Origin of the sequence: Pseudomonas sp. 1 R 17 (genome assembly GCF_900067035.1) — a bacterium.
In the GTDB taxonomy this organism is placed as follows: Bacteria; Pseudomonadota; Gammaproteobacteria; order Pseudomonadales; family Pseudomonadaceae; genus Aquipseudomonas; species Aquipseudomonas marginalis.
The window spans coordinates 77,157-98,926 of record NZ_FKLB01000024.1 but is presented as its reverse complement, the minus strand read 5'-3'; the positions used below and the strand labels follow the sequence as shown (position 1 = coordinate 98,926).

The window sequence follows — 21,770 nt, the reverse complement described above, 5'->3', positions numbered from 1 at the left end:
TGCACCTGATCAGTCGGCGCATCAACGCTGATGGCACTCAGGTCAAGTACCGCTACGACAACGTGCGGTTATTGCTGACCGAGATCGAAAACGAGGTTGGCGAGACCTACCGACTTGATTACCACCCCAATGGCCTGATCCAGCAGGAAACCGGGTTTGACGGGCAGCGTACGGCCTACGTCTACGACCTCAACGGCAACCTGCAGGAAAAGACCGAACACGGTGACGATGGTAGTCAGCTCGTTACCCGTTACGAGCGAGACCACGCCGGACGCCTCGTCAGAAAAACCCTGCCCGACGGTAGCCTTGTTGAATATGCCTACGACCGCCAGGGCAACCTCCTCAGCGTCGATGACGGCCACTGGGCGCTGGCCTACGAATACGACCGCCAAAACCGCCTCACCGCTGAACACCAGGGCTGGGGCACCTTGCGCTACGGCTACGACGCCTGCGGCCAGCTTCAACACCTGCGCCTGCCGGACAACAACCGCTTGGTGTTCAACCACGGCAAAGGCGGCCACCTCGCCACCGTCGAATTAAACGGCGCGCTGCTGACGTCTCATCTGTTCAAAGCCGGCCAGGAACACCAGCGCCAACAAGGCCAACTCCTCAGCCACTACCACCACGACGACCAGCACCGCCTGCACGCCCACGCGATCACCCAGCAACAAGATCACCTCTACCAACGTCAATACGACTACGACAAAACCGGCAACCTCACCCGCCTGCTCGACACGCGCAAAGGCGAACACCACTACCACTACGACCCACTAGGCCGACTCACCCGCGCCGACCACTCCCAAGACCTGCAGGAACGCTTCGGCCACACCCGCGCCGGCAACCTGCTGATGCAAGACCGCCCCGGCCCCGACATCGTTGCCGGCAACCGCCTGATGATCCAGGGCGACCGCCACTACGACTATGACGCCTTCGGCAACCTCATCCGCGAGCGGCGTGGCAAAGGTCATCAACTCGTTACCGAATACCGTTACGACTGCCAGCATCGGCTGATAGGCATCACCCAACCCAACGGCCAAACCGCCAGCTACCGCTACGACCCGTTTGGGCGACGCATCAGCAAAACCGTGGACGGCCTAACGACGGAGTTTTTCTGGCAAGGCGACAGGCTGATTGCCGAACACCATGCGGATCGCCATCGCAGCTATCTCTACGAACCCGATAGTTTTAGGCCGCTCGCCCTGCTGGAAGGCTTCGGCCCAAAAGATACCAAGCCCTATCACTACCAACTCGACCACCTCGGCACGCCGCAAGAACTCACCTCTCCAGACGGCGCCATCGTCTGGTCCGCGCACTACCGCGCCTACGGCCAGATCAGCCGACTCGACAAAGGCACAATCGACAACCCGCTGCGTTTCCAGGGTCAGTACTTCGATCAGGAAAGCGGACTGCACTACAACCGCCATCGCTACTACAATCCGGATATTGGGTGTTACCTGACGCCTGATCCGGTGAAGTTGGCGGGTGGGCTCAACGCGTACCAGTACGTGCCGAACCCTATGGGGTGGGTGGATCCGTTAGGTCTGAGTACCTGTCCAGGCGGGGATAAATGCAAGCCGAACCCCAGTGCTGAAGTTCCAGCGGGAAAAGCACAGGTTAATGAAGGCAGCCCACTCAGTCCCACAAGCTCCAACTCTCCACCTACACTGGGCTACCATAAGGAGACCTTTGCCAATAAACCTGTAAAGCCGGAAGAAACCATTCAGAAATGGGATGAATTTCTAGGACCTGGCCCTCACACAAACACCAACCCACGAACTGGGAAGCCCGACCGCGACAGAATTGTTTCCAGCGACGCAAAAAGAAGTATTCGTTACGGGGCCCATGAGATGAATAGCAAGCCAAGCAAGCATCACTATCATGAGGAGACATGGACGTTCGAGATAAAAACCAACACCATGAACGTTGACAATACTGTTGTACGCGTTCCCCTGACGAAGAAGTGAAATGAAGATACAAATAACTGATATTTTTTCTGACAAAGGCACTGTGAGAGTAAAATTCAACTCACCTTTTGGAAATGCCACAGCTTTATGGAGCGGAACCAAGTTAAAAACTGGTGAAATTCTGGATGTAGAGTTAGAACTTGATGAAATATTTTCATGGGGACAAAACATCATGTCCTCATCTGTAAAAACACCACAGATCGCTTCTGCGAATGGGGCTCATAAAATTATCGGCGAGCTTATCCAAGATGCAGACCAAAGTTGCTCAATACTAAAAATCGGCGATTCAGTAATTTTGATTGAAATTGACAAGCCAATCACCGGCAAGCCCAGCTTTGTTGAAGTGATAACAAATGACATTCTTCTTCACCCAACAAATTTTTGAGCATAAGTTCACTTACTCACAGCCGTAAATTACATATAAAAAAATGCTCAACCAGCGGAAATCAATCGGAGAGAGCTATAAAAAATACACATTTTTGAATATGCAACATAAAGAAAATCAACAACAATACTAGATACAGACGGAAACCCAATCACCGCCTGCACGGACTACTGAAACGAAACATCAACCTAAACTTTCAATCCTCCGCAGCCTTCTATTCAAAAGCCAGGAAAAATATATAAAATTCAGACCAGCGATTACCTCCCCTTCATCCAATCAAACAATTCAAACTTCACAGAATGTAGTTAGTCAGGCAGATGAAGTATTTAAGGTAGATCGTGGGCATGGGGCTGCTACGCAGCCCAACGCGAGCAAGCTCGCTCACCACAAGTGTTCGCTCACCAGGGGTGGGTTACGTTGCCCTTAGATCCCAGCCAACGCCAAGTCCATCGCGAAGTAGGTAAAGATCAAATCCGCACCCGCCCGCTTGATCGATCCCAACGTTTCCCGCACAACCCGGTCCTCATCAATCGCCCCCGCCTGGGCACCGAACTTGATCATCGCGTACTCGCCGCTGACCTGGTACGCCGCCACCGGCAGGCGCGAGGCTTCGCGGATGTCGCGGATGATGTCGAGGTAGGCACCGGCCGGCTTGACCATCAGTGCGTCCGCGCCTTCCTGTTCGTCCAGCAGCGATTCGCGCACGGCTTCGCGGCGGTTCATCGGGTTCATCTGGTAGCTTTTGCGGTCGCCCTTGAGCGCACTGCCGCCGGCTTCGCGGAATGGGCCGTAGAGGGCCGAGGCGAATTTGGTGGAGTAGGCCATGATCGGGATATGGGTGAAGCCGGCTTCATCCAGCGCACGGCGGATGGCCTGGACCTGGCCGTCCATGGCGGCCGAGGGGGCGATCACGTCGGCCCCGGCGCGGGCGGCGGCAACGGCTTGCTTGCCGAGGTTGACCAGGGTCGCGTCGTTGTCGACATGGGCACCGTGCATCACGCCGCAGTGGCCGTGGTCGGTGTATTCGCAGAAGCACGTGTCGGACATTACGATCATGTCCGGCACCGCGTCCTTGATGATCGAGGACATCCGCGAGACCAGGCCGCGTTCCTTCCAGGTGTCGCTGCCGTTGGCGTCCAGGTGGTGGGACACGCCGAAGGTCATCACCGACTTGATACCGGCACGGGCATAGCGCTCGATCTCGGCAGCCAGCTTCTTTTCCGGGATGCGTTGCACGCCGGGCATGCTGGTGATCGGCACGAAGTCGTCGATTTCTTCTTCGACGAAAATCGGCAGCACCAGGTCGTTGAGGGTGAACTCGGTTTCCTGGAACAAGCCACGCAGCTCCGGGGAGCGGCGCAGGCGGCGTGGACGGGCTTGGGGGAACTGGCTGGTCATGGCTGTCCTGAAAAAGTGGCGGGAAATCTTTGGGGCGAAAGCTTATGCCCCAAGGCCCCGGCAGCACAAATGCCCTGGGGCCAACAGTGTATTGCGGGGGCCGTAATAATGTATTGATCTAGAGCTGTAGATGACCTTCGATACACACCGTAACGGCGCCGCCGACCCAGATTTCATCACCCTGGCGCTCGACGCGAATCCGCCCCGCACGCCCCATGGCCGTGCCCTGGCTGACCACGTAGCACTCAGGCGCGAGTCCTTCGCTGAGCAGCCATTGTGCGACGCCGGCATTCAGGCTGCCGGTGGCCGGGTCTTCCTGGGCCCCGTCGCCTGCGACAAAGGCACGCACCTCAAACTGCGCGTCCACGTCGTCAGCCGGGTTGCAAGGAGCAATCACCCCGACGGCCAGCCCAAGCAGCTGCGAATAGTCCGGCTGCAAGGCCAGGACCTGATCACGGTCAGCCAGCATCACCGCGAGCCACCCCGCGCCATTGTCGACCCACTGGCTGCGCACAATGGCCCCCGGCGCCAGGCCCAATCCCAGGCGAACGCGCTCCAGCAGCGCGGAGTCCACAGGGCCGGAGCGCATCAACGGCGGTGCAATAAACGCCAGTTCATCGCCTTGACGCCGAATACGCACCAGGCCGATTCCACACTCCTGGATAATCTCCTCGCCTTGGGGTACCCCACCCGCCTTGAGCCACGCATGGCAACTGCCCAGCGTCGGGTGCCCGGCGAACGGCAGCTCCTGCAAGGTGGTAAAGATCCTCACCCGGTAGTCCGCCCGAGCATCGCGCGGTGTCAGCAAAAACGTGGTTTCACTGAGGTTTGTCCATTTGGCGAAGTCAGCCATCTGTTGGTCGCTGAGGCTGTCAGCACCCAGCACGACGGCCAGCGGATTGCCCTTGAGCGACACGCTGCTGAATACATCCAGTTGTTTGAAATCGAAAGTCGGCATGCTTCAGCTCGGAATATTCAGGCCACGGATGACCGCCGGCCGGGCGACAAAGCCGTCCAGCGCGCGCAGTACGTTAGGGAAGTCGGCAATGCCCACCAGATCGCCCGATTCATAGAAACCGATCAGGTTGCGAATCCAGGGGAAGGTGGCGATGTCGGCGATGCTGTAGTCGTCGCCCATGATCCAGGTGCGGCCGAGCAGGCGCTTTTCCAGCACGTCCAGCAGGCGACGGGATTCCGCGGCGTAACGGTCGCGGGGGCGCTTGTCTTCGTAGTCCTTGCCGGCGAACTTATTGAAGAAGCCCAGTTGGCCAAACATCGGACCGATGCCCCCCATCTGGAACATCAGCCATTGAATCGTTTCATAACGTGTCGCCGGATCTTCGGAAAGCAACTGGCTGGATTTTTCCGCCAGGTAGATCAGGATTGCGCCTGACTCGAACAGCGCCAACGGCTGCCCCGCCGGGCCGTCGGGGTCGATGATCGCGGGGATTTTGTTGTTGGGGTTCAGGGACAGGAACTCGGGGGAAAACTGGTCCTGGGTCTCGAAACTGACCTTGTGCGCCTCATAAGGCAGGCCCAGCTCTTCGAGCATGATCGAGACTTTTACCCCGTTGGGCGTGGGCAACGAGTACAGTTGCAGGCGCTCCGGATGCCGGGCGGGCCATTTGCTGTTGATCGGGAACGCGGCGATCGGGTTCATCGGGAAACTCCCTGGCGGAAAGCCCCCATGATAATCATCTGTCCCACGTCCTGCATGGGTCATCAATGCGCAACATCAGCGGGCTATTATCCCCCGTGGGCGAACCAATACGCCCGCGTGCACTCTTAAGTGCGCTCAAACGGTGAATGGAGGCACCTCGCTGTACCGACACGGAATACCCGCAGGACGCCCCAGGCGTCATTGGGGCCAGGCTTGTCCGCCTTAACGTGACGCACGAAGACTCGAACCCATAATGACGATCAAGCCTCTGCGCCTTGTGCAACGACTGAAACACTACGCCTACATCATGTTGCCCCTTTTGCTGGTGAGCGGCGCCATGGTTGCCGCCCTCGACGCCCGGGAAAGCCGCGCCCAACCGGTGGACGGCGTGCAAACCCTGGTGTTCCTGCGCCACGCCGAGAAACCGGCCGGCGGCCTGGGCCAACTCAATTGCCAAGGGTTGAACCGAGCAATGAACCTGGCCACCCTGCTGCCGGAAAAATTCGGCAAGGCCAACTTCGTGTTTGCCGCCAACCCGACGCGCAATGTCGAGGAAGGTGAGCTGGACAATTCCTACAGCTATATTCGCCCGTTGATGACCATCAGCCCCAGCGCCATCAAGTTGGGCCTGCCGGTGAACATCAAGTTCTCGGCCAACGACACCAGCGACCTGGCCGACGAGCTGGTGGAAGACAAATACCACAATGCCACCATCTACACCGCGTGGTCCCACGGCTACCTGCCGGAGCTGATCAACAAGGTGGCCAGTGAGGCCTCCGGCGAAAAACACACGATTACCGACGACTGGTCCGGCAGCGACTACGACACGCTGTACGTACTGACGCTGACCTGGCACAACGGCAAAGCCTCGTTGCTCAGCCGCAACTACAAGCAGGGCCTGAACGACGGTGAAGAAACCTGCCCGCAGCCAACACAGGTGAGTGCCGATAGCTGAGGGCGTATGATGCACCGCTATTGACTCATTCGCGGACCCTCCCCCATGCCCAACCTCGCCTCCACCCAGCCCGTCCGGGGCTGGTCGTTCTGGTGGAAACCTGCCCTCTTCCTATTGGTGGCCTGCGTCGGCCTCTACTACGTGAAGTGGTCGCCCTACTACTTCAAGGCGTTTGTCGCCGCTGACAACCACAGCATCGGCGCCTCGATCCTCAACGATCAACAAAGCTCGCCATTGGCGGCAGCGCTGGCCTACGCCCAGGTGTATTTCCTGGCGATCTGGAAGGCTGCCGTACTGGCGGTGATCCTCGGCTCGCTGCTGCAAGTGCTGATCCCCCGCGACTGGTTGCTGCGCCTGTTTGGCCGTGCCGGCCTCGGCTCGACCTTGCGCGGCGGGCTGTTCGCCTTGCCGGGGATGATGTGCAGTTGCTGCGCGGCGCCCGTCGCGGCCGGTATGCGCCGCCAGCAGGTGTCGGTGGGCGCGGCATTGGCCTTCTGGATTGCCAACCCGGTGCTGAATCCGGCGACGCTGGTGTTCATGGGTTTTGTACTGGGCTGGGGCTTTACCGCGTTGAGGCTGGTGGCGGGCATTGTGCTGGTGGTGGGTGTGTCACTGGTGGCACAACGCATCGCACGGCCGGACCAGGTGCCGGAAGTTGCCTTGGACGCGGTGGCCGAGGCCAGCCAGGTCGAAGCACAACCCTTCTTCAGTCGCTGGCTGCGTACCCTGTGGCAGCTGTTCTGGAGCACCATACCGATCTATATCCTGGCGGTGCTGGTGCTCGGTGCCGCACGGGTGTGGCTGTTCCCCCACGTGGACGGCGCCATGGCCAACAGCCTGGTGTGGCTGGTGCCCCTGGCGATTGTCGGCACGCTGTTTGTGATTCCTACAGCGGCAGAGATCCCCATCGTACAAACCATGATGACCCTGGGCATGGGCACCGGCCCGGCCGTGGCCTTGCTGATGACCCTGCCCAGCGTGAGCCTGCCGTCGCTGTTGATGCTGCGCAAGGATTTCGATGCGCGGGTGCTGGTGACGGTGGCCGGGTTGACCATGCTGGTGGGCGTGGTGTGCGGGTTGATCGGCGCGCTTATCCTCTGAGGGCGCGCTCGCGCAGATAGGCCGTGACTGCGCCCTGCTCTCCCGCAAACTCGATGCGTGCGCCTTTGCTTTCACGCTGGAAGGCGTACATCGGGTCGTAATACTCGCGCAACAGCCCTTCAATCCAGGCGCGATGCAGGTCCACGGCGCCGCTGCGCAGCTGTTCCGCCAGAGCATCCTGCATGATCGCCTGCAACCGCTGGAAACGCTCGCCGCCCAGGCGCTTGTGGATATTGGCCAGGCCCTGGGTCAGGCGTTCGGCAAACAACGCCTGCCCCTGCTCACCAAATACCGCGATGAATTCTGCGCAAAGGTCAATCACGTAATCGTGCAGGATGCGCTCGACACGGCCTTCGACGCTGTCTTCCAGCCACACCATCGGAAAGGTCTGCATGCCCTTGTGCAACGGCAACGGCAGCGCGCAGCTGCCGATCATGCGGCTTTCATCCTCGACCACGAACTGCTCGATACCGCCCGCGCGTTTTTTCAGCAGGTCCACCGCCAGGCGGTTTTCGAAGTCAATAGTGGAGGGTTGCGCCGTGGCGCGTTTGCCGAAGCTGGAACCGCGGTGGTTGGCATGGCCCTCCAGGTCCAGGGCGTTACGCAACTGGCCCAGCACCTCGGTCTTGCCGGTGCCGGTCATACCGCCCAGCAACACGAAATCACAGTGGGCGGCCGCCTGGTCAAGGGTATCCAGCAGGAAGGTCCGCATGGCCTTGTAGCCACCGCCGACCCGGGGGTACTCGATGCCGGCTTCGGTCTTCAACCATTGCTGCACGATCTGCGAGCGCAGCCCGCCACGGAAGCAATACAAGAAACCGTCAGGATTGGCCTGGGCAAACCGTGCCCATTGTTCGATGCGTTCAGCCTTGATCGCCCCCGACACCAGCTCATGCCCCAGCACAATCGCGGCTTGCTGGCCCTGCTGCTTGTAGCAGGTGCCGACGCGTTGACGCTCGTCATCGGTCATCAACGGCAGGTTGATCACGCCGGGGAACGCGCCCTTGGCGAATTCGACCGGTGCACGGGTGTCCATCATCGGCCGGTCGTTGAGGAAAATGTCGCGGTAATCGGTGATGTCAGTTGCCATCAAACCACCTCTACCGCGTGGGTCTGTCGCTCAACCAGTTCGCCGATGGGCTCAAGGTTCAGGCCCAGCTCGGCGGCGACCGCATGGAATTCTGCGTCGCCTTCAGGCGCGACCGCGATCAGCAGGCCACCGCTGGTCTGCGGGTCGCACAGCACGCGTTTGTGCAATTCCTGCAGACGCCCGACCTTGCTCGAGTAGCTGTCGAAGTTGCGCAAGGTGCCACCCGGCATGCAGCCCTGGTCCAGGTAGTCCTCGATCCCGGGCAGACGTGGGACTTTGTCGTATTCGATACGTGCGGTCACAGCGCTGCCGTCCGCCATCTCCACCAAATGGCCCAACAGACCGAAACCGGTGACATCCGTCATTGCCGTCACACCGGCCAGCTTGCCGAAACGGCTGCCGGGTTTGTTGAGGGTGCACATCCAGTCACGGGCCAGGCCGATATCCGCCTCACGCAACTTGCCCTTCTTTTCGGCGGTGGTGAGGATGCCGATACCCAACGGTTTGGTCAGATACAGACGGCAGCCCACGGTGGCGGTGTCGTTGCGCTTCATATGGCGCTTTTGCACGATGCCGGTGACGGCCAGGCCGAAGATCGGCTCGGGCGCGTCAATGGAGTGCCCGCCCGCCAACGGGATGCCGGCTTCGTCGCACACCGAGCGGCCACCACGGATCACTTCACGGGCGATCTCCGGCGCCAGCACGTTCACCGGCCAGCCAAGAATGGCGATGGCCATCAACGGGTCGCCGCCCATGGCGTAGATGTCACTGATGGCATTGGTGGCGGCGATGCGGCCGAAATCGAAGGGATCATCGACAATCGGCATGAAAAAGTCAGTGGTGGAGACCACGCCACGCTCATCGTCGATGGCGTACACCGCCGCGTCGTCGCGGGAGGTGTTGCCCACCCACAGGTTGGGGTCAAGGTTCTGCGCGCCGCTGCCAGCCAGGATCACTTCCAGCACCTGGGGCGAAATCTTGCAGCCACAACCCGCGCCGTGGCTGTACTGGGTAAGGCGAATCGGCTCGTTCATGGTGGACCTCAAGCTATCAAGTGGGCGGATTCTAACAGACAGCAAAAGGCCGGCTGGGCTCTTGTGAGCACAGCCGGCCTTTGGGGTTGCAGCGTTACTGCCGGGCAGCGAGCAGACGCTTGTGACGGTTGCGCCGAGCGATGTTCAGGCACTCGATGGCCGCCGAGAAGGCCATGGCCGCGTAGACGTAGCCTTTAGGCACATGGGCGCCGAAGCCTTCGGCGATCAGCGTCATGCCGATCATGATCAGGAAGCCCAGGGCCAGCATCACCACGGTCGGGTTGTCGTTGATGAACTTGGCCAACGGCTCGGCCGCCACCAGCATCACGATCACCGAGGTCACCACGGCGATGATCATGATCGGCAAGTGCTCGGTCATGCCCACGGCGGTAATGATGCTGTCGATGGAGAACACCAGGTCAAGCAACAGGATCTGCCCGATGGCTGCGGCAAAGCCGATGGCCACGACATTGCCGGTGCTGGTCTTTTCTTCGGGCTCAGGGTCCATGCTGTGATGGATCTCGGTGGTGGCCTTCCAGACCAGGAACAGGCCACCGGCGATCAGGATCATGTCCTTCCATGAGAACGCCTGGCCGAGCACTTCGAACACCGGCGTAGTCAATTGCACGATAAACGCAATGGTGCTCAACAGGCCCAGGCGCAACACCAGCGCCATGCTGATACCGATGCGTCGCGCCTTGGCCCGATGTTTCTCCGGCAATTTGTTGGTGAGGATCGAGATAAAGATCAGGTTATCGATGCCCAGCACGATTTCCATAACGATCAAGGTGGCCAGGGCAATCCAGGCGGTAGGGCTGGCGGCCAGTTGTAAAAGGTAATCCATAGGTCAGTCCTGACGTTGTGCTGGGGAGATTAGGTTTCTTTGGTGTTCGATTCAGACTCGTTTTCTTCCTGATCGTCCTTTTTTTGTGGATTGATCAGGCCATTTGTCGCTTCACTCAACGCCTGCTCGGCAGCTTTCTGGGTGTCATCGATGGCTTGCTTGGCCGACTCGGTGGCTTTGCCCATGACCTGTTGCGCGCTTTTTTCGACCTGATCGCAACCGCTGATCATCACCAATGAAAGCGCAAGCAACGATGCCGCGCTCAGGAAATTGAGTTTCATCATGTTTTCCTCGTTAGAACCATTGGGTCCAAATAGTGGCCCCGCGATAGCGAGGCATTCTATGCAGGCAAACAGTTCAGGAAAATTCGTATTTTCCTCGCGTATACTTCGGTTTTTACGAAGCGACGATCATCATGCTCAATTACCGACAGTTGCATTACTTCTGGGTAGTGGCCAAGACTGGCAGCATCGTGCGCGCCTGCGAGCAACTGAACCTCACGCCACAGACCATCAGCGGGCAGATCAGCCTGCTGGAGCAAACCTACGGGATTGCGCTGTTTCAGCGGGTAGGCCGCCAGCTTGAACTCACCGAAGCCGGGCGCCAGGCCCTGCCCTATGCCGAACAGATGTTCCAGACCGGCAATGAACTGGAGGCGATGCTGCGCGCGCAGCCCGATGAGCAACAGATCCTGTTTCGGGTCGGGGTGGCGGATGTGGTGCCCAAGTCCATCGTGTACCGACTGATCGCGCCGACCATGGAATTGAGCGAGCCCCTGCGCATTACCTGCCGTGAAGACAAACTCGAGCGTTTATTGGCCGACCTGGCGATCCAGCGCCTGGACCTGGTGATCTCCGACAGCCCCATGCCCTCGCACCTGGATATCAAGGGCTACAGCCAGAAACTGGGGGAATGTGGCATCAGTTTTTTCGCCACCCAGGCATTGGCTGACAGGTACGCCGGTGACTTCCCACAGTGCCTGCACGGCGCGCCCCTGTTGATTCCCGGCGCGGAAACCGTAGTACGCAGCCGTTTGCAGCGCTGGTTTGCCGAGCAGCAGATCCTGCCCAGGATCATCGGCGAGTTCGATGACAGCGCCTTGATGCAGGCCTTTGGCCAATCCGGCAGCGGGATCTTTATCGCGCCCAGCGTGATCGCCGATGAGGTGGTGCGCCAGTACGGGGTGGCGTTGATTGGCCAGACCGATGCCGTCACCGAATCGTTCTACGCGATCTCGGTGGAACGCAAGGTCAAGCACCCCGGCATCGTGGCGATAACCGAAGGTGCACGGCGAGAGTTGTTTACCGCCCTGCCCTGAGCGTTCAGGCGTTGGACGCGGCCGCTGGCCTGGCGGTCATCAGCCACAGCGCCAGCAGGATCGACACCAGGATAAACCCGGAAGCGGCAAAACCCAGGCTGCGGAGGCCGAGGGTGTCGATCACATGCCCGCCGACCATGGCCCCCAGGCCAATGCCCAGGTTGGCCCCGGCGATATTCAACGACGCCGCAAACGCCGGCGCATGGGGTGCGGCCTTCATCAACCGCACATGGCTGACCAGGAACATCGCCGCCTGGGTCACGCCCCACACCGCCATCGCCGCCGCCAGGCCGACCGTGGAGTGAATCGCCGGCACCAGCGCGACCATGCCGGCGATCATGAAACCGCAGAACACCATCGAAGCGATCAGCGGGTGACGGTCCACCGCACGCCCGCCCAGGGAGTTGCCGATCAGCCCCACTGCGCCAAAGCCCATCAGGCACCAGCCCACCAGCGTGCCGTCGAAACCGGCCAGGCGCTCAAGGATGTCCGCCAGGTAGGTATACGCCGTGAACATGCCGCTGAACACCAGGACCGACAACAGGATATGACCTTGCATCAACGGGTTGCGCAGGATCTTGAACTGCGAGCGCAACGACACCTGGTCGTTCTTCGGCTGGGTCGCCGGCAGGTAGATAAACAGCAGCAAGGCCTTGGCCAGCGCGACCACGGCGAGGATCGCAAACGCGGCGCGCCAGCCGAACATATCGGAAATCAACGTGCCCACCGGGATACCGAACACCGTGGCGCAGACGATGCCGAAGCCGATTTTTTCGATGGCGCGCCCGGCGTATTCGGGGCCGACAATATCCACCGCCGTTTCACTGGCCAGGGCCCAGAACACCGGCAGGCCCAGGGCCGGGATCAAGCGCGCCAACGCCATCACCCAGATATTCGGCGCCAATGCGGCCACGGTATTGGCCACGCCGAACAGGAGCAGGATGCTGATAAACAGACGCTTGCGGGGGAAACGGGCGCAGTACGCGGTCAGAAACGGACCAAAGGCCGCCACGGTAAAGGCAAACAAGGTCACCAGCAGGCCGGCCTGGGACACGCTGACGTTGAGGTCCCGGGCGATGGACGGCAACAGGCCGACGATAACGAATTCTGTGGTCAGCACGGTAAAACCGGCGGCCGACAGCAGCAGGATGGGAAACAGCATGAAAACTCCAGAAACGACGACATCAACGACAGCCCGAAGGGCCCGCTGACGGAGAGGAAAGGTGAGAGGGGAGAATCTTAACAGAGTATGTCCGGCTTTTGCGAAGCCCCGGTGACCCAATGCCGCAGCGGCCGGGACAGGTCCAGCGGCATGCTAGACTTCGCGCCCTGCTTCCTACAGCTCTTTCCGCCTGCATTGCTGCGCCCTTAAAAAAACTAGAGACAACCTTTATATGACTGCTGCCCCTTCCCTTTTCCAACGCCTGGCCCGCATCAGCCTGGTCACGCAAATCGTCATCGGCTTGATCGCCGGTATCCTGCTGGCCCTGCTCTTGCCGGAGGCGGCCAAGGCCGCCGGGTTTATCGGCAAGGTATTTGTTGCCGCGCTCAAGGCCGTGGCGCCGATCCTGGTGTTTGTGCTGGTGATGGCGTCGATCGCCAATCATAAACACGGCCAGGAAACCCATATCAAGCCGATCCTGTTCCTGTACCTGCTGGGCACCTTTGCCGCCGCCGTGGTGGCGGTGATTGCCAGCATGTGGTTTCCCTCATCGCTGGTGCTCGCCACCCATGACGCCACCGTGAGCGCTCCCGGCGGCATCGGCGAGGTCTTGCAAAGCCTGCTGTTGAGCGTGGTGGACAACCCCATCAGCGCGCTGATGAACGCCAACTTCATCGGCATCCTGGCCTGGGCCATCGGCATGGGCATTGCCATTCGCCATGCCGGCGAGACCACCCGCACGGTGCTCGACGACCTGTCCAACGGCGTGACCCTGATCGTGCGCGTGGTGATCCGCTTCGCCCCGCTGGGTATCTTCGGCCTGGTGGCTTCGACACTCGCCACTTCGGGCTTCGGCGCCCTGCTCGGCTACGCCCACCTGCTGGTGGTACTGATCGGTTGCATGCTGTTCGTGGCACTGGTGGTCAACCCGGCCATCGTGTTCTGGAAACTGCGCCGCAACCCGTTCCCGCTGGTGCTGATGTGCCTGCGCGAAAGCGGCATCACCGCGTTTTTTACCCGCAGTTCGGCGGCGAATATCCCGGTGAACCTGGCCTTGAGCAAACGCCTGGGCCTGCATGAAGACACCTACTCGGTGTCGATTCCACTGGGTGCCACGATCAACATGGCTGGCGCTGCGATCACCATCACCGTGTTGACCCTGGCGGCCGTGCACACCCTCGGCATTGCCGTGGACCTGCCGACTGCCGTGCTGCTCAGCGTGGTCGCGGCGATCTGTGCCTGCGGTGCGTCGGGTGTGGCCGGCGGCTCGCTGCTGCTGATTCCCCTGGCATGCAGCCTGTTCGGTATCCCCAGCGAAATCGCCATGCAGGTGGTGGCCGTAGGCTTCATCATCGGCGTGTTGCAGGATTCGGCGGAAACCGCGCTCAATTCATCCACCGATGTGCTGTTTACCGCGGCCGCGTGCCTGGGCAAGGAAGAGCAGTCGGTTTAAAACAGCCAGCGTAAGCAAGCCCGGCGCCGTTCTTCAATGAAGAACGGCGCCGGGCTTTTTTTGTATGGGCTAGTCGGGTTTTCCGTGCCACGTGCTGGCTCGCAACCACGACAAACATTATGTAACACTGCCAACAGATGCCTCGGTCGATAAGGATTGTTCACCGCCATGCTCGGACAGCACCCCCTGATTCAAAAACTGTACGACTTCGTATACGCCGAACAGGCCGCCAACTGGCAAAAACTTCAAGAGGTATGGGAACGTCCCTTGAAGGACAAGTTGCTGCAGGGCTGGACACAGGGCTTCGTTCGACTCGAACGTGGCGATACAGCCAAATTACTGTGGGCCTACCTCGACGACAACGAATCGCGCTTTCGTGCAGGTGACTTGCTGCGTCTGCATCTGGGCGATGCCCAAGGCCCGCTGCTATGCCAGGCCATGAAGTTCGAAAAGGAAGAGGATGATCGCTGGCTTCTCAGTTCGGATCAGGCAATGCTCATTTGGGAGAGCTATCAGGAAGGTGTTTGCTACGCGGACCCTGATGGCATGGACCTGACGCCGAAATATCTTCAAACCTTGCAGGATATTGAGAGCGACATACACGGTAACAACGCGATTCTTCCTTTGCTCGGCGATGCTCCCAATATCGGCTTCCATGACGCGGACCTCGAATACGCCGAGCAGATCGCGCTCAAAGAGGGCTGCAACCAGAAACAAGCCGAGGCCGTGGGTTTTGCCTTCGGTGCTGAACAGGTCGCCTGCATTCAAGGTCCACCCGGTACCGGCAAGACCAGAGCCCTGGCCCTGATCGCTCAGTTGCTGGTCGAGCGCGGCGAACGGGTGTTCATCACTTCGCATACACACATGGCCATCAACAACGCTCTGAGTAAGATTGCTGCGCGCGATGTGCCGACCGTCAAGGTCGGTGGCCGCCGGGAAGACCTCGACAAACACGTGGACTGGGCAGCCGAACCGGCCAGATGGGAAGGGATGCCAGAGGCAGGTCAAGGTTATGTGATTGGCGCCACGCCTTTTGCAACGTGTTCCTCATTGTCCAATTACAATTTCGACACGGTGATTTTCGACGAGGCCAGTCAGATCACCGTACCTCTCGCCCTGATGGCGATGCGCAAGGGCAAACGCTTTATTTTCATCGGCGACCAGAAACAACTCCCCCCCGTACTGCTTTCTCGCTCGGTTCTGTCAAAAGAATCCATGTCTGTGTTCGCCCGCCTGACGGCTCAGGATGCCGATCACACGGTAATGCTCGAAGAAACCTACCGGATGAATCGCTGGCTGACCCAGTGGCCCAGCCAAATGTATTACGGCGGGCGATTACGCGCCGCCGGGCGAAACAGGGACCGTCTCCTGTCGCCCATTCATCAGGTAGATGTCAGCGAAGCGCTTGATCCGCAAACCTGCGCGGTGTTCATCCCGACGCAGGACGCAAAAGCGCGGAACCGCAACCCAGCAGACGCCAGGTGCGTCGTCCAGTTGTGCCAGCAAGCGCACGACATGGGGCTGCCACTCCATGAAATCGGCATCGTGACGCCCTACCGTGCTCAGGGTCGAGCCATTCGCAAGGCGCTGGCCAAACAGTTCGGCAGCGAGGCCGCGAGTACAATCGTCGCGGATACTGTCGAGCGTATGCAGGGTCAGGAGCGGGAGTTGGTGATCCTGTCCCTGTGCAGTGGCGACGAAGCGTTTATCAGTGCAATCGGGACATTTTTCTTTCAGCCTGAGCGCCTGAACGTTTCCATCACACGCGCGATGACCAAGCTGATCATCATCGGGCCGGAGCTGCAGCACGGGATCATCTGTTCCAGCGAAACAGCACAGGCCTGGGCTGAGCAATACCGCCAGTTGATCAGCCAATGCCATAAGGTAAATTTCCCGCTATGACTCTTTTCATACCCGAATGGCAGCGCAGCAGCGGCTCCCAGCAACAGTGCAAGCGGGTACTCAAGAAGCTTGAGGATGACTACGTCGTCCGCAAATGCCTGACCCAAGACAGTTGGGCACCGGATTTTTTCCTACAGCGCGGTGAGCTTGAGTGGCTGGCGCTGATGGTGTGCGAGTTGCCGTACGATACGCTGGACCCGGACCAGCTGTTTTTGACCGCAGAGCAGACAGCATTCAGCCAGATGCTGGAGAAACTGGGAACATTCGAAACCCAGGCCGGTATCCCGGCCATGCGCAAGATGGTGGTGATGTGGGGCTGCGACTCCGAGCAAAGTAAAATCCTCTGGTCAAGGCATTGCGAAGGTCGGGGAATCTGGCTGATGTCGAAGAAGACGTTCCTTGAGTCCGGTGCAGAACAACTGCCCAAGCTGCTCAAGGCACTGTCTTCGGAAACCCGGCAGACCCTTATGGGCCGTTACTTTTCCGAGGCCGAAATAGCCGGGCTCCGCTCAACACGCCGTCAGTTTTCGCGCGACAACAGTGCCCGCACGCTGCGCTACTTTCTGGACCCTCAGCAAGAGTGGGCCAGCAAGCTCGACCTGGACCTTCCGGATGAGCAAACGGAAATGGCGGGGGATTTTTCCGTGCGGCTGATCAATGGTGTAGCGGGCAGCGGCAAAACGCTTATTGCTGCCAGTCGCGCCTATATCCTGGCCAGGAAATTCCCTGACCAGCAGGTTCTCATGCTGATTCACAACGTTCCTGTCGTGAAAGATCTGAAACACCGCCTGCAGCGCGTCTATGGGGAAATCCCCAAGAACCTCACCATCATGACGGCGCTGGGCTGGATCTCAAGGCAATGGAGGGCGCTGTTTAAAGAAACACTGAAGATGCCTAAGTTCACTACCGAAGCCATAGGCCTTATTCAGCATTTTCGCGACACGGAATACCGGGAACTGAAACCGGACAATAACCAGTTGCTTGATGAGTTCAACTTTATAAACGACAACGTCGTCATCGACGAGCCTGATTATCTCAAGGCAGAACGGGCAGGCCAGGGCTTTGCGCTGCGCAAAGAGGAGCGACAACAGGTCTGGGCGCTGTACGAACGGGTGACCAAAGCCCTGTTCAATCAGCATGGGCTGCGTTTATGGAGCTCTCTGCCCCGTGATCTGTGCCTGGCCAATCGCCCAGACACGCTGGAAGCCTATCAGCACATTCTGGTGGACGAGGCGCAGTTCTTCGCACCGTCGTGGTTCCAACTGATCAAACTCACCCTGGAAAAAACCGAGGGAACGCTGTTTTTATGCGCTGATCCGAATCAGGGCTTTCTGAAGAGCCGCCTTAGCTGGAAACGAGTCGGCCTGGATGTGGCGGGCAAGACCAAAAAGCTGCGCAAATCGTATCGCACCACCCAGGCCATACTAAGCGCTGCCAGCCAGATGTTGGCCGATATTACACAGACCGATCCGGACGAGTATCTGCAACCAGACTTCGACGGTATGGAAGCAGGTACACCGCCGCTGTTTGTTCTGTCGCCCTCTCCACAGGATGCCGTTGTCCAGGCCTGCAATGAAATTGGAGCGCATCGGAACAGCTATGAATTACCGTTGTCGGCGATGTTGCTGCTGTATGGCAAGGGCATAGACAAAGCGCTGTTAATGAAAACCCTGAAGAAGAGTTTCGGCACCGAGCGAATCTGGGACATGAATGATCCAGACGTCGTACCCGGTCATGATGAAACGCTGCGAATCGCGACAGTTGAAAGTGCAACCGGACTGGAAGCCAACGTAGTGTTTCTGGTTGGGCTGGAAAAATTGCTCAGGATTATCGAGCAGAAGGTTGGCATCACGGCCGACGAGCTGGAACAGAATGCTCGCAAGCTGTATATGGCGATGACTCGCGCAGGCCAACGGCTTGTGCTGATCTCGTCTACCCCGCTGCCGGAGAAAATTGCGGGGGTGTTTGTCCACACGGGGATGGAATAAAAAACGCCCAGGGCCATTCGGCAAAGAACAGCTCCGGGCGTTTTTCCGATGCCTGGGCTTAGAAAGCGCCCATGTAGTCACGCTTGCCCACTTCCACACCGTTGTGACGCAACAAGGCGTACGCGGTGGTGACGTGGAAGAAGAACTGCGGCAGGCCGTAGGTCAGCAGGTAGGACTGGCCGCTGAAGCGCTTCTCTTTCGGCGTACCTGGGCGGGTGATGATCTCGATGCCTTCCTTGCCGTCGACTTGCTCGGGCTTGATGGTGTCGACAAACGCCAGCACCTTGGCGATCAGCGCTTGCAGGTCGGCGAAGGTGACTTCGGTGTCTTCGTATTTCGGCACTTCGATCTCAGCCAGGCGTGCGGAAACACCCTTGGCGAAGTCGACGGCGATCTGCACCTGGCGCACCAGTTGGAACATGTCCGGGAACAGCCGCGCTTGCAGCAAGGCGTTGGGTTCGATGTTCCTGGCGGTGGCGTGGGCTTCGGCTTTGTTCAGCACATCGCTCAGGGCGCTGAGCATTTGCTTGAAGACCGGGATGGAGGCGGCGTACAGGGAAATAGTCATGGCAGTCTCATGGGTAGTGGCAGGGTTGGAACCAGCGGCGATTATAGACACGCCAGGCGCTTGTCTTTTATTTTTTCCGGCTTACGCTAGGCGGGGGCGTTCTCAATTAGTTTCCTCGCCGCGCTGGGCCTGGCCCGCTTTAAGGCGACAACGCGGCGGGGAAACTAATTGAGAACGCCCCCATTCACTGCATAGGGAAAGCGCGATGACCGCCGAGCACGACACCGACACCCCTGAGCCGCGCCTGAACAGCACGGAAATTCGCGTCCTGGGTTGCCTGATCGAAAAACAGGCGACCAACCCGGAAACCTATCCCCTGACCCTCAACGCCCTGGTCCTGGCCTGCAACCAGAAGACCAGCCGCGAGCCGGTGATGAACCTGAGCCAGGGCCAGGTTGGCCAGAGTCTACGTGCGTTGGAAGGCCAAGGCTTCACGCGCCTGGTGATGGGCAGCCGTGCCGACCGCTGGGAGCATCGCGTGGACAAGGCGCTGGAACTGGTGCCGGCCCAGGTGATCCTGACCGGGCTGCTGTTCTTGCGTGGGCCGCAGACGGTCAACGAACTGCTGACCCGCAGCGGGCGCATGCATGACTTCGAGGATGCCGAGCAGGTGGTGCACCAGTTGGAGCGCCTGATTGCCCGCGGGCTGGCGCTGCTGGTGCCGCGCCAGGCGGGGCAGCGGGAAGATCGCTATACCCATGCGCTGGGGGATCCGGCGGACATCGAGGTGATTATCGCGGCGCGGGGAAACCCGGTGGAGCGCTCTGCCGGAGCAATCTCGCTGGATCGTATCGAAGAGCTTGAAGCACGAATTGCAGCTCTGGAGGAGCGGCTGGCGCAGCTGGAACAGGCCTGACACGGTCAAACATGTGGGAGGGGCTTGCCCCCTCCCACATTTAGAGCTGCAGTGGCCTTCAGTTGCGGGCGAAGGCTACTGCTGCCTGGAACTGTTCATCCGTAGGCCGCACGCCGGTATAAAGCACAAACTGCTCCAACGCCTGGATCGCAATCACCTCCAGCCCAGTGATTACCCGCTTGCCTTTGGCCCGTCCACGCACGATCAGTGGCGTTTCGGCGGGGATCGCCACCACATCGAAGACAGTGTCCGCTGCATCCACGGCATCCGCCTCGAACGCCAGGGCATCCGCCTCGGCCCCGCCGGTCATGCCGATGGGCGTCACGTTGATCAGCATCTGCGGGCGCAAATCGCCCAGTTCCGCCTGCCACTCATACCCCAGGTTATGCGCCAACGCCCGGCCCGCCGCTTCGTTACGCGCCACGATCACACCATTGGCGTAACCGCCATCCCGCAAGGCGCTCGCCACGGCCTTGGCCATACCGCCACTGCCACGCAGGGCGAAGGTCGAATCCTGCGGCACGGCGTGTTTCTTGAGCAATTGTTCGACGGCGATGTAGTCGGTGTTGTAGGCCTTGAGATGGCCATTGGTATTGACGATGGTATTCAGGGAGTCGATGGCTTGAACCGAATCGTCCAGTTCGTCCACTAAGGCAATGGCGGCCTCCTTGAAGGGCATGGACACCCCGCAACCCCGGATGCCCAACGCACGGATACCACCTATCGCGCCGGGCAAATCCTGGCTGCTGAAGGCTTTATAGTAGAAGTTCAGCCCCAGCTGTTCGTACAGGTGGTTATGAAAACGCAAGCCAAAATTCCCAGGGCGGGCCGACAGCGACATGCACAGTTGGGTGTCCTTGTTGAGGTGCATCTGCATGGATAACTCCTTTGAGTAAGCAAATCGGTACAGACCTTACACAACCTTTACTTAGCGGCCGTGCTGTTTTTCAGAAATACGTTGTCTTAAAAGTATCCCCGCGACATTACTTGAGTCTATTGATTGCAGACCACAAGCGCAGGGGCTAACCGAGGAATGACCATGATTCGTACAATCCCCAAGATCGCCTTGCTGGTAGGTGCACTCGCTATGGCAGGCCAAGCCTCCGCCCATGGTGGTGGATGGGGTGGCCCAGCCGTCTTGGGTGCCCTGGTCGGCGCCGCCGTAGTGGGCTCCGTGGTGGCCAGCCAGCCCCGTGAGGTCTATGTGCAGCAGCCGGTCTACGTGCAACCACAGCCGGTGTATGCCGCGCCCCCTCCCGTCTACTACGCACCACCGCCACCGGTGTACGTGCAGCAGGAGGTCTATTACCGCCCGGCGCCGGTCTACTACGGCCCACCGCGTGGCTACTATGGCCCGCCCCACGGCTATTACCGCCGCGGCTGGTAAGTCTCAACCGTCAGCTATGCAACAGGCCTCGCCCACCCGCGGGGCCTTTTCTTGTGGGTAACGTCCGGATTTATCCTGCCAAGGTCGCTCTGAGGACAATGGCCGGGCTGCAATCCCACATGATTAAGGTCGAAAGTCTACTTGCCCGAACGGGGCTCACGCTGTCATGTTTGTGTCACGACACACTCCCACTATCAATCCTGTCCACTCCATAACAACAAGGACGACTGACCATGCCCACACAAAATCCGCACCGCACCGCTGGCCTGTGTACGTCCAGCAAGGTCTACAGCGCCCTCACGGAGCTCAAGCACCTGGAAGGCCACCGCAGCGCCAAGTTCCTCGCGCTGCTGGCGGAAAACCTGGTGCACAAAGGCCTGCTTAATGAGCAGGAAGTGGTGAGCATGCTCGATCAAGTGGTCGACTGAGGCCTTTTGTTGATGTCGACTATCGAGCCAGATGATTTTTCCTGAGCGCCTGTGCCCCGTAAGGTGACCTCTATAGCGATTGGAGGTCCTTATGCCCACTGTTCAAATCATGTCCGTCATCGGCAGCGCCGTCCCTGCCCCGCTTCGAGAGCTGGGTTTATTGGCTTGCTGGTACGTGGTGCGCGACGGCGAAGCCATCAGCGGCCCGCTGACGACTAAAGACGCAGCGGAGAAGCAGTTACAAGCTACAAGCTACAAACTTGAAGCTTGAAGCTGC

General features: G+C 59.5%; 22 protein-coding genes. 12 read left to right on the top strand and 10 right to left on the bottom strand.

All coding sequences use genetic code 11. From position 1 onward, the window contains the following. A partial coding sequence (locus BFP99_RS08395) for an RHS repeat domain-containing protein (protein ID WP_141690763.1) occupies positions 1 to 1,964 on the top strand: 1,964 nt, incomplete at its 5' end. Between the two features lies 1 nt (position 1,965). Next, entirely contained in the window at positions 1,966 to 2,349 is a 384-nt protein-coding gene (locus BFP99_RS32720; protein WP_141690762.1) for a hypothetical protein, read from the top strand. A gap of 423 nt (positions 2,350 to 2,772) precedes the next feature. Here the strand turns inward: BFP99_RS32720 and hemB are convergent, their stop codons facing one another. The 3 genes from hemB to BFP99_RS08380 form a co-directional block, all read right to left on the bottom strand. Then, positions 2,773 to 3,747, bottom strand: coding sequence for a porphobilinogen synthase (gene hemB, locus BFP99_RS08390; protein WP_065926960.1), 975 nt, complete (start codon positions 3,745 to 3,747; stop codon positions 2,773 to 2,775). Positions 3,748 to 3,865: 118 nt separating this feature from the next. Further along, positions 3,866 to 4,705 (bottom strand): PhzF family phenazine biosynthesis protein, encoded by an 840-nt coding sequence (locus BFP99_RS08385; RefSeq protein WP_065926959.1) that lies wholly within the window; start codon positions 4,703 to 4,705, stop codon positions 3,866 to 3,868. A 3-nt stretch (positions 4,706 to 4,708) separates the two neighbouring features. Then, positions 4,709 to 5,407 (bottom strand): glutathione S-transferase N-terminal domain-containing protein, encoded by a 699-nt coding sequence (locus BFP99_RS08380; protein WP_065926958.1) that lies wholly within the window; start codon positions 5,405 to 5,407, stop codon positions 4,709 to 4,711. 253 nt (positions 5,408 to 5,660) lie between these two features. Here BFP99_RS08380 and BFP99_RS08375 point away from each other — a divergent pair, with 253 nt between their 5' ends. Next, positions 5,661 to 6,362, top strand: coding sequence for a histidine phosphatase family protein (locus BFP99_RS08375; protein ID WP_065947080.1), 702 nt, complete (start codon positions 5,661 to 5,663; stop codon positions 6,360 to 6,362). A 45-nt stretch (positions 6,363 to 6,407) separates the two neighbouring features. Next, complete coding sequence (locus BFP99_RS08370; protein ID WP_027603164.1) at positions 6,408 to 7,463, top strand: permease; 1,056 nt, start codon at positions 6,408 to 6,410, stop codon at positions 7,461 to 7,463. Here the strand turns inward: BFP99_RS08370 and mnmH are convergent. The 4 genes from mnmH to BFP99_RS08350 all read right to left on the bottom strand — a co-directional run bounded on the left by mnmH (position 7,453) and on the right by BFP99_RS08350 (position 10,712). After that, positions 7,453 to 8,553, bottom strand: a complete 1,101-nt coding sequence (gene mnmH, locus BFP99_RS08365; protein ID WP_065947079.1) for a tRNA 2-selenouridine(34) synthase MnmH — start codon at positions 8,551 to 8,553, stop codon at positions 7,453 to 7,455. The genes BFP99_RS08370 and mnmH overlap by 11 nt on opposite strands. Then, on the bottom strand, positions 8,553 to 9,587 hold the full coding sequence (gene selD / locus BFP99_RS08360; protein WP_065926955.1) for a selenide, water dikinase SelD: 1,035 nt from the start codon (positions 9,585 to 9,587) through the stop codon (positions 8,553 to 8,555). Before selD ends, mnmH begins: the two co-directional genes overlap by 1 nt. Before the next feature lie 94 nt (positions 9,588 to 9,681). Then, entirely contained in the window at positions 9,682 to 10,431 is a 750-nt protein-coding gene (locus BFP99_RS08355; protein WP_065926954.1) for a TerC family protein, read from the bottom strand. 29 nt (positions 10,432 to 10,460) lie between these two features. Beyond that, a complete protein-coding gene (locus BFP99_RS08350; protein ID WP_065926953.1) occupies positions 10,461 to 10,712 on the bottom strand; it encodes a hypothetical protein in 252 nt (83 codons plus the stop codon). A 134-nt stretch (positions 10,713 to 10,846) separates the two neighbouring features. Between BFP99_RS08350 and nhaR the strand changes: the two genes are divergently transcribed. Continuing rightward, positions 10,847 to 11,749 (top strand): transcriptional activator NhaR, encoded by a 903-nt coding sequence (gene nhaR / locus BFP99_RS08345; protein WP_065926952.1) that lies wholly within the window; start codon positions 10,847 to 10,849, stop codon positions 11,747 to 11,749. A gap of 4 nt (positions 11,750 to 11,753) precedes the next feature. On the opposite strand, the gene BFP99_RS08340 is transcribed toward nhaR, so the two are convergent. Next, entirely contained in the window at positions 11,754 to 12,911 is a 1,158-nt protein-coding gene (locus BFP99_RS08340; RefSeq protein ID WP_065947078.1) for an MFS transporter, read from the bottom strand. A gap of 232 nt (positions 12,912 to 13,143) precedes the next feature. Here BFP99_RS08340 and sstT point away from each other — a divergent pair, with 232 nt between their 5' ends. The 3 genes from sstT (at position 13,144) to BFP99_RS08325 (ending at position 18,254) form a co-directional block, all read left to right on the top strand. Continuing rightward, complete coding sequence (gene sstT, locus BFP99_RS08335; protein WP_065926950.1) at positions 13,144 to 14,364, top strand: serine/threonine transporter SstT; 1,221 nt, start codon at positions 13,144 to 13,146, stop codon at positions 14,362 to 14,364. 168 nt (positions 14,365 to 14,532) lie between these two features. Then, positions 14,533 to 16,266 carry a DEAD/DEAH box helicase gene (locus BFP99_RS08330; protein WP_065947077.1) on the top strand — a complete coding sequence of 578 codons (1,734 nt, stop codon included), beginning with the start codon at positions 14,533 to 14,535 and terminating at the stop codon, positions 16,264 to 16,266. Further along, complete coding sequence (locus BFP99_RS08325; protein ID WP_065947076.1) at positions 16,263 to 18,254, top strand: 3'-5' exonuclease; 1,992 nt, start codon at positions 16,263 to 16,265, stop codon at positions 18,252 to 18,254. The genes BFP99_RS08330 and BFP99_RS08325 overlap by 4 nt, the downstream gene beginning before the upstream one ends. 58 nt (positions 18,255 to 18,312) lie before the next feature. Here BFP99_RS08325 and BFP99_RS08320 read toward each other — a convergent pair whose 3' ends face one another. Beyond that, positions 18,313 to 18,822 carry a DUF1993 domain-containing protein gene (locus BFP99_RS08320; RefSeq protein WP_027603156.1) on the bottom strand — a complete coding sequence of 170 codons (510 nt, stop codon included), beginning with the start codon at positions 18,820 to 18,822 and terminating at the stop codon, positions 18,313 to 18,315. Between the two features lie 205 nt (positions 18,823 to 19,027). Here BFP99_RS08320 and BFP99_RS08315 point away from each other — a divergent pair, with 205 nt between their 5' ends. Next, entirely contained in the window at positions 19,028 to 19,678 is a 651-nt protein-coding gene (locus BFP99_RS08315; protein WP_065947075.1) for a YceH family protein, read from the top strand. Between the two features lie 58 nt (positions 19,679 to 19,736). Here the strand turns inward: BFP99_RS08315 and BFP99_RS08310 are convergent, their stop codons facing one another. Next, positions 19,737 to 20,555 (bottom strand): shikimate 5-dehydrogenase, encoded by an 819-nt coding sequence (locus BFP99_RS08310; protein ID WP_065947074.1) that lies wholly within the window; start codon positions 20,553 to 20,555, stop codon positions 19,737 to 19,739. Positions 20,556 to 20,711: 156 nt separating this feature from the next. Here BFP99_RS08310 and BFP99_RS08305 point away from each other — a divergent pair, with 156 nt between their 5' ends. The 3 genes from BFP99_RS08305 (at position 20,712) to BFP99_RS08295 (ending at position 21,764) form a co-directional block, all read left to right on the top strand. Further along, positions 20,712 to 21,065 (top strand): hypothetical protein, encoded by a 354-nt coding sequence (locus BFP99_RS08305; RefSeq protein ID WP_027603153.1) that lies wholly within the window; start codon positions 20,712 to 20,714, stop codon positions 21,063 to 21,065. 233 nt (positions 21,066 to 21,298) lie between these two features. After that, the gene (locus BFP99_RS08300; RefSeq protein ID WP_027603152.1) at positions 21,299 to 21,493 is read left to right on the top strand and encodes a hypothetical protein; all 195 of its coding nucleotides are present in this window, start codon (positions 21,299 to 21,301) and stop codon (positions 21,491 to 21,493) included. Positions 21,494 to 21,584: 91 nt separating this feature from the next. Further along, a complete protein-coding gene (locus BFP99_RS08295; RefSeq protein ID WP_065926944.1) occupies positions 21,585 to 21,764 on the top strand; it encodes a hypothetical protein in 180 nt (59 codons plus the stop codon). Positions 21,765 to 21,770 lie beyond the last annotated feature (6 nt).